Genomic DNA, 12,604 nt, shown 5'->3' with positions numbered 1-12,604 from the left:
AGTAAAGATGGAGAAAGGCAACTGATAAATACAAAGAGTTAAATGCAATACGCAGAATTACAGGTAACCAGCAATTTCACTTTCTTGAGGGGGGCATCTCACCCCGAAGAAATGGTGCAACAGGCAGATATATACGGTTATACGGCTATCGCTGTAACAGATCGGAATACTTTTGCAGGGATTGTGCGCGCCCATGTGGCTGCTAAAAAACTCAGAAATAGCAGGGAGGATGAAGGCGAAAAGGAAAAGAGCATTCGTTTTATTCCTGCCTGCCGGATCGACCTGCTAGATGGTCCCAGCCTGATGGCTTACCCTACCGACACGGCTGCTTACAGCAGGCTATCTAATTTGCTTACCATCGGCAACCTGCGTGCAGAAAAAGGAGAATGCCATTTATACAAAGCAGATGTATACACGCATGCCGAAGGCATAAAGCTTATTGTGGTGCCGCCGGATAGTTTAACCGAAACCTTTAATTTCGAGGCTACATTTTTACAGGATCTGGCCGATTATCGCCGGGCTTTTGGTGATAACCTCTATTTGGCAGCATCGCGCAGCTATAATGGCAATGATGAAAAAAGATTACATCGCCTCTCTAAACTGGGGGTGCCATTAGTAGCCACTAATGATGCCCACTATCATGTTGCCGAACGGCGTGAACTCCAGGATATACTCACTTGTGTGCGCGAAAAGTGCACCATCCAGAATGCGGGTTTCAGGCTGCATGAAAATGCAGAGCGGCATTTAAAGCCCGTTGAAGAAATGCACCGTTTGTTTCAAAAATACCCGGAGGCAATTGAAAATGCCTTAGCCATTGCCGAAGCCTGTAAATTTTCTTTAGACAGTCTCAAATATATTTATCCCGAAGAAATTACCAGCGAAGGGCGTACCCCGCAGCAGGAACTGGTACACCTGGCATGGAAAGGCGCCAATGAAAAATTCAATAATGAAATTCCCCAAAAGGTGAGGGAAAATATTGAAATGGAGCTGGACTTTATGGAGAAAAAAAATTATGCCTCCTATTTTTTAACGGTTTATGATTATGTGCGCTTTGCACGCGAGCAGGGCATCCTTTGCCAGGGGCGGGGCTCTGCGGCCAATTCTGTGGTGTGCTATTGTTTGGGTATCACCTCGGTAGATCCCTCTAAATTCAACCTGCTTTTTGCCAGGTTTATGTCGGATGCGCGGGACGAACCGCCTGACATCGATGTGGATTTCGAACATGAACGAAGGGAGGAAGTGATCCAGTATATCTATAATAAATACGGCCGGCACCGGTCGGCCATTGTGGCAACCGTTACGCAGGAGCGATATAAAGGCGCTATTCGCGATGTAGGGAAGGCCATGGGGCTTTCGGTTGATACCATTAACCGCTTTTCCAGCGCGGTATGGCATTTCGATGAGGAGTTTTTGGAGGGCAGTCAGTTAGAAGAACAGGGCCTGAACCCTCATGATCCGCATTTGAAAAAAGTGTTGCAGCTGATCGGTCAGCTCATTGGCTTTCCGCGGCAGCTGGGGCAGCATACGGGTGGCTTTGTAATTACGCAGGGTAAACTATCAGATCTGTGCCCTATTATGAATGCCCGGATGGAAGACCGTACCTGCGTGGAGTGGAACAAGGATGATATTGATGCGCTGGGCTTTTTAAAGGTGGATGTGCTGGGCCTGGGGATGCTCACCTGTATCCGCAAAGCGTTTGATCTGGCAAAAGATCATTATGGTAAAGATCTTACGCTGGCGGAGATCAATAAGGAGGATGATCCCAAAGTGTATGAAATGATTCAGCAGGCAGATACCCTGGGCGTTTTTCAGATAGAAAGCCGCGCGCAAATGTCTATGCTTCCCCGCCTCAAACCGGCAAAGTTCTATGATCTGGTGATTGAGGTAGCCATTGTTCGCCCAGGGCCGATACAGGGAGATATGGTGCACCCATACCTGCGCAGGCGCAATAAAGAAGAAGCGGAAGAGTATCCAAAAGAAGAATTAAGGGCGATTTTAGGGCGAACGCTCGGGGTACCGCTCTTTCAGGAGCAGGCTATGGAAATTGCTATTGTAGCAGCCGGTTTTACACCAGCCGAAGCAGATGAACTGCGCCGTAGCATGGCTACTTTTAAGGCAAAAGGACTGGTGAGTGCTTTTCAGAAAAAGCTGGTGACAGGTATGACGGATAGGGGATATGAAGAGTCATTTGCTAAAAGAGTATTTAAACAACTTGAGGGATTTGGTAGCTACGGTTTCCCGGAGAGCCATGCCGCGAGTTTTGCCTTGCTGGTATACGTTTCCTGCTGGCTTAAATGTTATTACCCTGATGTATTTGCCTGTGCCTTGCTCAATAGTTTGCCTATGGGTTTTTATCAGCCTGCACAAATTGTGATAGATGCCCGTAAACATGGGGTAGAAGTAAGGCCGGCAGATATCAACCTTTCCTTTTGGGATAATACACTGGAAACAGGCGAGGATAAATACCGCCCGCTAAGGATTGGTTTGCGGCAGATAAAAGGCCTGCGGGAAGAAGATATGCAGCTGTTGGTACGGGCCAAACCAATGGGCGGTTATAAAACCATTACACAATTGCAGCATGCCGGGATTTCCCAGGCCGCAATGGAACGGCTGGCCGATGGTGACGCTTTCCGGTCCATTGGGTTAGACAGGCGACAAGCGCTTTGGGAAGTAGCTGCACTGGCAGATGCCCCGGTTGCGTTATTTGCCGGTCAGCCTTCAGAAAGTGTGATAGAAACGCAGGTGTCTCTGCCCTTAATGGCCGCATCAGAACATGTGATACAAGATTACGCTACTACAGCACTTTCGCTAAAAGCACATCCGGTAAGTTTTGTGCGCGAAAAACTGAGCTTACTGCGTATCTCTTCCACTAAAGAGCTGGATGGCATAGCCAATGGTGCAACCGTTAGAGTTGCCGGTTTGGTATTGGTGCGGCAAAGGCCCGGTACGGCCAAAGGGGTGTGTTTTATTACCATAGAAGATGAAACCGGTTTCTCTAACCTGGTGGTGTTTGAAAGCCTTTTTGATAAATACCGTAAGGAAATACTCCAGGCACGCCTGCTGATGGTAGAGGGTACCTTACAGCGCGAAGGAATTGTGGTACACGTAATTGTAAAGCGCTGTTTCGATCTTACCAAACTAATGCGAGGCCTCACCAAAAATAACAAAGAAGATTTGCCGGTATTGACGCTGGCCCGTGGCGATGAAACTACCAAACCATATCACGGCGACGGTAACCGCCCATCGCGTGATGATCCCCAAAAGGAGGTGTTTTACGGAGGAAGAAATTTTAAGTAGCAGGATAGGAGTGATCAACTTTATCCTGCTTTAACCGGCTAATCGAAGAGGTGATATGCTGATCCTTTGTCTGTCATCGTCTATTACCAACAAAGCACCTCCTTCAATCAGGGCTGTATAATTATTGAACGTTGGCAAAATTATCCCGCTTAAATGTGCTATGGTAATATTTTGTAACTACATACAAGTTTACACTAAACAGTTACATATTATAAATCGAAATTATTTTGTACGTTTGGCGAGCTTAACCAATCACATGATTTATACAAAATTTCTTACTGATTCTATATCTGCTATAGTTGTAGGTATTATGTCTTCCGCCATTTTCCTAATCATAATAAGCAGATTTAAACCTAAAATCCGTATTGGGGATAGTATTTCTTGTTCTAAAGAAAATACAGGTTCTGGGAATCAAAATTTATTTTCATTTAAGGTTGTGAATAAATCTTTGCTTTATTATGCATATGATATAAAAATTAAATTGTACATATGCGAACAGACGCCTTCGCTAAATGGAGATGATGTTTCCTATATCGAAGTGCCTTTACGAAAAAGCGAGCAATGGGTATTGCCGCAAATATGTTGGAAACATCTTTGGCAAGACTTTTTCCTTCCCGATAAACGATTGAGCAGTAGAACTAACTACGCAGCGCAGTTTTCTACTTATCATGACATAAAAACTTGTTTAAATCAAAGAAAGTTTATTACTTTTGAAATAATAGCAAAACATTCATTAACGGGTTTCTCTATTGTTAAAAGTAAGTCATATAAACATACTGGCAATATCGAACAGGGCAACTTCTTAAGTGGGAATACGTTTAAGATTAAATAATAAAAACACATTTAAAATAACATTGTTAAAATATTAACGTCTATTTAATAAATAACTTTATGGATATCATTGTAAAATAACACCACTTACCTTATAGTAAGGCAAAGTTAATAACATTAAGAGCAGAAAAATTCTGCTCTTTTTTTATGCTTTTTAATCTCATTTTTTTGGGTTGTAGTTTAAAGCGGTTTTTAGCTTATTATTAAAGTCTGATAAAGGCGGCTGTCTATCTTCTTTTAAGTCTTGTTGGACTTGGTTTCCAAACAAATCGGTCTGTCCAAATAAATCTCCATTTAACTCCAAATATTTTTTGCCGAAATGTTTTTACGATTCCTTTTTTAAAGCTTGTTGGTGGCGGTTCTAAAAGTTCTTTTTTGAATTTCTTTCCAAAGTTTTTTAGAAACTCTTGCCATGTATCAGAAATATTCGTCAGTGTGATAACTGAGATTAATTGTTTTCTAAGTGCGGCTCTCCAAAATCGAGCGTAAGGCCTTGTTGTAGGCGAGCGGTTTTTTTACCTGCTGAGCTATTTGTGTCTTTTTCTCAAGCTCTTCTAAAATGCCTTTTGACAGCAGATTATTAATAAGTTGTCTTGTCCAAGTACCTATAATTCCTGGGTGATTTTTTATGCGGTTTACAGTGTAGTCCCATCCGTTTAATCTAAAAATCTCTTTATAAATTCGATAGTAAATCCGAGGGCTAAAGTGCCTATTACGGTTCCCACGGTCATCCGTAACCCTTCATACATGGCTTACCACACATAATTTCGGATTTTCCCATTAGGCGATCTAAAGCTTTTGGAATCAATGAGATTGAATACATATCTAACACACATGATGGACAATATTGGCACAATGAATTTACTGTGCAATATCCTTACACGTTGCCTGTACTTTTCAGTGCCCAAAACACCAGCAACGGTTGAAACAATAACCGGCCGAATCTTTTTTTCTTGGTATCCAAACCAAAGGCACTCCGATCATGCTGGTATTGCGAAATATTGCCCGGGAATACTGCTGTAAAGAAGGCGGCCGAGATTTTACCTACGTTTTTTTCATGTTTTTGCGGGGTGAACACTAGCGCTGCACCTAAAGCAATTTCCGCAATGCCCGAGTAAATTACAGTATCATCTGTTTTTAACGGAACCCAATCCGGTACCTGGGCCCTGAAAGCTTTACGCCCAAAGCTAAGGTGGCTTACACCTGCAAAGATCAAATTAGCACCTAATAATATCCTCGTTGCTTTTTTTATGTTTTCTGTTTTCATTGTTTATATAAAAAATGGCCCCGTTTTAAAACGGGGCCGGGTAACTTATTGTTTTAAGGATTGCATATCTATTACATAACGGAAACGCACGTCTTCGTCTTTAATTTTTGTATAGGCATCGTTGATATCCTCAATGCTGATCATCTCTACCAATGGTAAAATGTTATGTTTGGCACAAAAATCAAGCACTTCCTGGGTTTCGGCAATACCACCTATTAATGATCCGCCGATGCTGCGGCCCTGGCTGGCCATCTCCATATTGTTCAGTGGCTCTTTGTAAGGTGCCAGTAATCCAACGGTAACTAAAGATCCGCGGCGACGCATCAATGAAATGTATGGGGTTACATCAAACGGATCGGGGATGGTTACCAAAATAAAGTTGAAGTATTTTTCAAACTGCTTCATTTCATCTTCATTTTCTGATACGATCACTTTATCCGCGCCTAATTCCAGCGCCAGTTCACGTTTTTCTTCTTTAGTGGTAATCGCGGTAACCTCGGCGCCCATGGCCTTGGCTATCATTACACCCATGTGGCCCAAACCGCCGATACCCACAATCGCAACTTTGTCACCTGCCTTTACTTTCCAGTGATTAAGCGGGGAATAAGTAGTAACACCTGCGCAAAGGATAGGTGCAACTTTAGCCACATCCAAGCCTTCCGGAATGCTCAGCACAAAATCCTCGCGTACCACCAGGTTGTTAGCGTAACCGCCAAAGGTGTTATATCCGCTTCCGTCAGCTACAAAATAGCCGTTATAGGTCATGGTAGGCCCATGCGGATGCTCACAAAATTGCTCTTCTCCTTCGTGGCAGGCCGAACAGCTTTTACAACTATCTATCATACAGCCTACACCAACGGTATCGCCTACCTTAAATTTGGTTACCGCACTGCCTGCATAAGTAATTTTACCCACTACCTCATGGCCCGGTACACATGGATAGAGCGTGTTTTTCCAGTCGTTTTCTACCTGGTGTACGTCACTGTGGCACACGCCGCAATAAAGTACTTCAATCAGCACCTCATTATCTTTAGGTGCATCGCGTTCAAACTCCATAAGTTCAAGGGTTTCTCCCCCAAACAGGCTGCCCGAGGCACCATAGCCTTTAGCTGCAATTTTTTCTGTGTTTATCGTTTCCATAGTTTTGTTAGATGTTACTTATTTCAACTATGAATAAATTTATTTGTTTTTGAATTATACAAACTAAGGTTTACTTATCAGGACCATACGATGCCCTGTTATTAATAAATGTGGGAAGCTTTCAGATTTAATTAAATGGCTTTGTTTTTATGCTGCGATTTGAATTATAGAGGTTTTTGTACTAACAAAATCGTTACAGCCCCATACTTGTAAAAAGCGATTATTTTTGCGGTAATTGTGCGTTGAATTATTTTATTATACAGATTTCTTAAAAACATTGATGAATAAACTTTACTTAACCACAGCCGGCTTTATGCTTGCGTTTACTGCAGGTGCCCAGCAGTTGCCGGCATTAACAGATAAGGATTACCAGCACGCCGAAAGTATGCTGGGCTATAATACCGAACCGCTTGTTTTTAACGGAAGCGTGAGACCTAACTGGCTGCCGGGAGACAACTTCTGGTACCGTGTTGTTATGCCCGCAGGTGCCGAGTTTGTAATGGTAAACGCCGCTAAAGGAACGCGTACACCAGCATTTGATTCACAAAAGCTTGCTACTGCTTTAGCAACAGCCTCCAATGAAAAGGTGGATGCGAAAGCCCTGCCGTTTCGTTCTATCAGCTTTGCTGCCGATGATAAAACAGTTTTGTTCCGGGCTTTAGGCAAGCAGTGGCAGTATGATGCGGCAAGTGATAAAGTAAGCGAGTACAGCGGCGCTGTTGCCATGGCAGATGCCCAGGGCGGCAGGGGGGCACGCGGTGGGGGTGGACTGGAAGTTTTATCTCCCGACAAAACCAAGGCGGCCTTTATTAAGGATTGGAACTTATGGATAAAGGATGTTAAAACGGGTGCACAAACTCAGCTGACTACCGATGGCGTGAAGGATTTCGGCTATGCAACCGATAACGCAGGCTGGAAAATGAGCGACGGGCCGATATTGTCCTGGTCGCCGGATTCAAAAAAGATTGCCACTTTTCAGCAGGATCAGCGCACGGTAAGTGACATGTTTTTGGTGACTACCAATGTGGGTAAGCCAACTTTAAAAGCGTGGAAGTACCCCTTGCCCGGTGATAAGGATATAGCCACTATTGCCCGGGTAATTATCAATGTTGATGAGCCAAAAGTGATCAGGCTGCAGATCCCGGCAGATCCGCATCGCGCTACACTGAGCGATGATATTGCCAGCAGTGGTACTTTTGACGATGTTAACTGGAGTGCCGATGGCAGTAAACTGGCCTTTGTATCTACCTCCCGCGATCATAAGATAGAAAAAGTAAGAATTGCCGATGCGGCTACCGGTGCGGTGAAAGAGGTTTTTGGTGAAACGGTTGCCACCCAGTATGAAAGCGGCTGGCGCAGTATCAACTGGAAATATTTGCCTGCCAGTAACGAGATCATCTGGTTTTCTGAACGCGATAACTGGGGCCATCTTTACCTTTACGATGCAAACACCGGTAAGTTAAAACGCCAGATAACCAAGGGCGACTGGGTGGTGACCCAGGTGCTCAAAGTGGATGAAAAAAAGAGGGTTATCTATTTCATAGCGGATGGCCGCCAGGCTGAGAACCCATATTTTAGTCAGCTTTGCAAAATTGGGATGGATGGTAAGGGATTTACCGTACTAACGCCGGAGGCAGGTAACCACCAGGTAACGTTTTCGCCTTCATACGGGTATTTTATAGATGCTTATTCTAAGCCCAATGTTGCCCCTGTTACCGTTCTCCGGAACGCTGAAGGCAAGCTGCTTTCCACATTGGAGAAAACGGATATCAGCCAATTAACAGCAAAGGGCTGGAAACCACTTACGCCGATAACCCTGAAAGCGCATGACGGCAAAACTGATATCTACGGTGTAATGTTTACGCCAACCCATCTTGATCCCAACAAAAAATATCCTGTAATTGATTATATCTACCCGGGTCCGCAGGGCGGCAGCGTTGGTAGCTGGTCGTTTGGCGCCGCACGTGGGGATAACCAGGCTTTGGCCGAATTGGGCTTTGTGGTGGTAGCAATAGAAGGCACCAGCAACCCGCTGCGGTCAAAAAGCTATCATGATATGAATTATGGTAATATGGGTGATAATACCCTGAGCGATCAGGTGGGCGGCATTCGCCAGCTGGCGCAAAAATACAGCTACATTGATACAACCCGCGTTGGCATCTGGGGCCATTCTGGAGGCGGGTATGCAACGGCAGCAGCGATGTTCCGTTATCCCGATTTCTTTAAAGTGGGTATCTCTGAATCGGGCAACCACGAAAACAGGAACTACGAGGACGATTGGGGCGAACGCTATAACGGCCTGGTAGAAAACTCAAATTACGACGCGCAAGCCAATCAAAATATTGCTAAGAACCTGAAAGGTAAACTGATGCTGGCCCATGGCATGATGGATAATAACGTGCCTCCGTATAACACCCTGCTGGTGGCAGAAGCGCTGGAGAAAGCCAACAAAAGTTTCGACCTGGTAATTTTTCCGAATAGTGCGCATGGTTACGGGCAATATTCTTACTATATGATGCGCCGCCGCTGGGATTATTTTGTAAAGAATCTTTTAGGTGCCGAACCGCCAAAAGATTACGTATTGAAACCAAAAGTGGATAATGGGCAATAAATTTCTTTGATGATTTACGATCCAAAGCCTCAACGACAGTTGGGGCTTTTTACTTAAATATGAATTCGGTAAGTTCAAAGCCCATACATGTGCATTGCGTACTAATTTAAATATTATCAAATAATTAAAATCGGGAAAACAAAATCTGGATGCCAAAGTTGTAACTAAACAACTCTATAACTATAAAAACATGGCAACTAAAGCTAAAACCGAAACTAAAACTAAAGCCACCAAAACGGCTGCTACAAGCAAATCACCCGCAAGCGGTAAATTTGAAGATTCAGAATTTCATGAATTTTTTGTAGACGAACTGAAGGATATTTACTGGGCAGAAAAGCACCTGGTAAAAGCATTACCGAAAATGAAGAAAGCTGCTACGAGCCCCGAGCTAGCTGCTGCTTTTGACAAACACACCGCCGAAACTGAAACACATATTGCAACATTGGAGCAAGTATTTGAGTTACTTGGCGAAAAAGCTGCTGCAAAAAAATGTGACGCGATGGCTGGTTTACTGGAAGAAGCTGATGGCATTATTTCAGACACCGACCAGGGCACTATGATCCGTGATTGCGGGTTGATCCTGGGTGCGCAAAAGGTGGAACATTATGAGATTGCAACTTACGGAGCTTTACGTACCCTGGCCATTACTATGGGAAACCAGGATGTTGCCGATTTATTACAGCAAACGCTGGATAACGAGAAAGCAACGGATGTAGCGTTAACCGTATGCGCCGAATCTTTGGTTAACGAAGCAGCCGTAGCAGAATAAGCGAGCTATCTCGTTAAGTTAAGCATAAAAAAGACCCTTTGCCAATAGCGAAGGGTCTTTTTTTATCTGATCTCGTTGTTTGAAATCTGGCTGCACTTATTTAATGAAATGATCCAGCGCAGTTTTTACTGCTTTTTTGGAGAACGGGGTCTTGAGAGCCGCAAATTCTGATGCTTTATTTTTAAATGCTTCTTTCACAAAGCCTTTAATTTTCTCACGGGAAACGCGCCCGTTGTCACTAACAAAAAGATAAGTAAGGCCGCCTGCTGCCAAAGCACCAATGGCAAGTGAAGCGATTAGGATATTGTTGTTTTGCTTTTCAAATGGATTTCTCATGATGATGTTATTTAAGTATAGGCGCCTAGCTTTTAGGCGCATTGATATTGTAATAACTATTAGCTGCGCAATTTGTTTACCATCAAAACACCGTTTTCACGATTGTTGATAAGCTTACTGTACGCTCACTGCTACAATAGCTTATCAAAGTGAATTGGAAATTCATTTATCCTTTTGCCGGTAGCATGAAAAATAGCATTCGCGATTGCAGGCGGCATGCCCACCAATCCAATTTCCCCAACTCCCTTTGTACCCAGCTCATTGATAATGCTGTCGTTTTCTTCCACAAATAATACGTCGAGGTCGTGGATATCGGCATGTACAGGGATATGGTATTCAGACAGGTTCTGGTTCATATACTTGCCGAGGTTTTTGTCTAGTATGGTCTCCTCGCGCAGTGCTTTGCTGATACTCCATACCATACCACCCAATACCTGGCTGCGTGCTGTTTTAGGGTTAATGATTCTGCCGGCAGCCACTGCAGTAAGCGCCCTGGTCACGTTGATCATACCTAGTTCTTCATCAACTTCTACCTCAACAAAAGCGGCACTATGAGCGGCTTTAGCATATTTTCGCAGCTTTAATGCATGCGGATATCCCGTATTAGTGGTTTTTACTGGTTTGCCGTTATTTGCTTCGACGATTTCGTTCAGTCCAATAATAACTTCCCCAAAAACCAGGTTGCCGCCGTTAAAAGTTACAGTCTCCAGCTTAGCCTCTTTAAGGGTGTCAAATTTATCTTTTGCTATTTTAAACAACTTTTTACGCAGAGCTTTCGCTGCAGCAACTATCGCCATACCCACCGTTGATGTGGTAAACGATCCGCCCTGGATGGGGGCAAAGGGCATTTTGCTATTGCCATAGTCAAACTGTACATCCGCCATATTAAGACCCAGTTCATCAGCTGCTATCTGGGTCATTACGGTAAGCGTGCCGGTACCGATATCGGTCACTGCACTTTTAACGTGCAGCTTACCGTCGCTGGTGATCATCGCTTCGGCTCGTGCAGGTAATTGCATGGCGTCCCAAATGCCGGTGGCCATGCCGTAGCCAACCAGTTTGTGGCCACGTTTCATGCTCCTTGGTTCGGGGTTGCGTTTCTCCCAGCCAAACTTTTTTGCGCCCTCTAAATAGCAGGCTTTTAATTCTTTACTAGTGAAGGGTTTGCCTTCCACCTTGTTAAAGGTGCTGTAATTTTTTAAACGGAGTTCAACGGGATCCATTTTTAGCTGGTAAGCCAATTCATCCATCGTAGCTTCAATGGCATGCAGACTGGTGCTGCCACCCGGTGCGCGCATATCCAGCGGCGTGTGCACATCCAGCGGTACTACTTTGTATTCGAGCAAGGTGTTTTCAGCAGGGTAAATCATCGGCGACCAGCTTACCACAATTTCTCCGTAATCTTCAAACCGCGATGTTTCGCCGTAGGCGCTATGGTTAAGCGCGGTGACTTTCCCGGTTTCATCAGCACCAAAACGCGTACGCTGAATGGTTTGCGGGCGATGGCCAAAACTAAACATCTGGCTGCGATCCAGCGTAACACGTACGTGGCGCTTGAGCTCCAATGCCGCCATCGCCGACATGAATAACTGGTACTGCGGTCTTAGCCCTGCACCAAACCCACCACCCACATACGGGGAAACTACACGAACATCTTTGTAACGCAGCCCAAATACATTCGCCACATAAAGTTGGCAATTTACAGTGCCCTGCGTTTTATCGTAAATGGTTAGTTTTCCTTTGCCCTCATACAGCGTGGTGGTGGTAAACAGCTCCATGGGGTTGTGGTGCTCCGTACCGTGTGTAAATTCAAATGCGGCTTTCGCGGCCGAGCCCGCATAAGCCTTCTCAAAATCGCCGGATGGTTTTGGTGGTGGCGGTTTCAGGGCAGATGCCATACCAACTTTTGGGTCGCGCGCCTCGTTCAGGTGCGAGGCCAGATTGGTTTTAAAGGCGCTTTCCTCATAATCAACCGTAATAACAGATGCAGCCTGCCTTGCCTGTTCAAATGTTTCGGCTACTACTAAAGCTATAGGCTGCCCGTTGTGTTTGATTTCGGCATTGTGCAAAGGCCGGAAAGGTGATCCCGGAGGCGCATCCATATCGCTGTATTGCAGATCGAACCAGGCTAGAGACGGCCGGTTCTCATGGGTAAATATCTTCACCACACCAGCTATAGCTTCTGCTGCTTCAGTGTTGATCTTAATGATCTTTCCTTTGGTGATGGTGCTGTTCACAACGTAGCCATATAATAGCCCGGGTACATTGTATTCGCCTGCGTATTTGGCTCTGCCGGTTACCTTTTCATGGCCTTCCAGCCGGCTAATTGGTTGTCCTATTGCTGTCATGGTAT

8 protein-coding genes are annotated in these 12,604 nt (G+C 44.7%); 4 read left to right on the top strand and 4 right to left on the bottom strand.

The genetic code is table 11. The features are described from left to right. Positions 1–42: 42 nt before the first annotated feature. Both A0256_20330 and A0256_20325 read left to right on the top strand, forming a co-directional pair. Entirely contained in the window at positions 43–3,297 is a 3,255-nt protein-coding gene (locus tag A0256_20330) for an error-prone DNA polymerase (GenBank protein ID AMR33606.1), read from the top strand. A gap of 256 nt (positions 3,298–3,553) precedes the next feature. After that, entirely contained in the window at positions 3,554–4,129 is a 576-nt protein-coding gene (locus A0256_20325; GenBank protein AMR33605.1) for a hypothetical protein, read from the top strand. A gap of 876 nt (positions 4,130–5,005) precedes the next feature. Here the strand turns inward: A0256_20325 and A0256_20320 are convergent. After that, positions 5,006–5,395 carry a hypothetical protein gene (locus tag A0256_20320; protein ID AMR33604.1) on the bottom strand — a complete coding sequence of 130 codons (390 nt, stop codon included), beginning with the start codon at positions 5,393–5,395 and terminating at the stop codon, positions 5,006–5,008. Positions 5,396–5,440: 45 nt separating this feature from the next. Beyond that, the gene (locus tag A0256_20315; GenBank protein AMR33603.1) at positions 5,441–6,535 is read right to left on the bottom strand and encodes a hydroxyacid dehydrogenase; all 1,095 of its coding nucleotides are present in this window, start codon (positions 6,533–6,535) and stop codon (positions 5,441–5,443) included. A gap of 280 nt (positions 6,536–6,815) precedes the next feature. Here A0256_20315 and A0256_20310 point away from each other — a divergent pair, with 280 nt between their 5' ends. Continuing rightward, positions 6,816–9,146: a peptidase S9 gene (locus tag A0256_20310; protein ID AMR33602.1), complete on the top strand. Its 2,331-nt coding sequence runs from the start codon at positions 6,816–6,818 to the stop codon at positions 9,144–9,146. 190 nt (positions 9,147–9,336) lie between these two features. Beyond that, positions 9,337–9,915 carry a rubrerythrin family protein gene (locus tag A0256_20305; GenBank protein AMR33601.1) on the top strand — a complete coding sequence of 193 codons (579 nt, stop codon included), beginning with the start codon at positions 9,337–9,339 and terminating at the stop codon, positions 9,913–9,915. A gap of 96 nt (positions 9,916–10,011) precedes the next feature. Here the strand turns inward: A0256_20305 and A0256_20300 are convergent, their stop codons facing one another. Both A0256_20300 and A0256_20295 read right to left on the bottom strand, forming a co-directional pair. Beyond that, entirely contained in the window at positions 10,012–10,293 is a 282-nt protein-coding gene (locus A0256_20300; protein ID AMR33600.1) for a hypothetical protein, read from the bottom strand. 89 nt (positions 10,294–10,382) lie between these two features. Beyond that, on the bottom strand, positions 10,383–12,599 hold the full coding sequence (locus tag A0256_20295) for an aldehyde oxidase (protein ID AMR33599.1): 2,217 nt from the start codon (positions 12,597–12,599) through the stop codon (positions 10,383–10,385). Between the last annotated feature and the right edge of the window lie 5 nt (positions 12,600–12,604).

Source organism: Mucilaginibacter sp. PAMC 26640 (assembly GCA_001596135.1).
GTDB lineage: Bacteria > Bacteroidota > Bacteroidia > Sphingobacteriales > Sphingobacteriaceae > Mucilaginibacter.
Note: the sequence above shows the minus strand (reverse complement) of the source record. Positions and strands in the feature narration are given on the sequence as shown.

Bases quoted from the DNA above. Each gene is read 5' to 3' on its own strand.
- A0256_20315 (AMR33603.1), bottom strand. From the start codon at position 6,535: ATGGAAACGATAAACACAGAAAAAATTGCAGCTAAAGGCTATGGTGCC.
- A0256_20305 (AMR33601.1), top strand. From the start codon at position 9,337: ATGGCAACTAAAGCTAAAACCGAAACTAAAACTAAAGCCACCAAAACG.
- A0256_20320 (AMR33604.1), bottom strand. From the start codon at position 5,395: ATGAAAACAGAAAACATAAAAAAAGCAACGAGGATATTATTAGGTGCT.
- A0256_20310 (AMR33602.1), top strand. From the start codon at position 6,816: ATGAATAAACTTTACTTAACCACAGCCGGCTTTATGCTTGCGTTTACT.
- A0256_20330 (AMR33606.1), top strand. From the start codon at position 43: ATGCAATACGCAGAATTACAGGTAACCAGCAATTTCACTTTCTTGAGG.
- A0256_20295 (AMR33599.1), bottom strand. From the start codon at position 12,599: ATGACAGCAATAGGACAACCAATTAGCCGGCTGGAAGGCCATGAAAAG.
- A0256_20300 (AMR33600.1), bottom strand. From the start codon at position 10,293: ATGCGCCTAAAAGCTAGGCGCCTATACTTAAATAACATCATCATGAGA.
- A0256_20325 (AMR33605.1), top strand. From the start codon at position 3,554: ATGATTTATACAAAATTTCTTACTGATTCTATATCTGCTATAGTTGTA.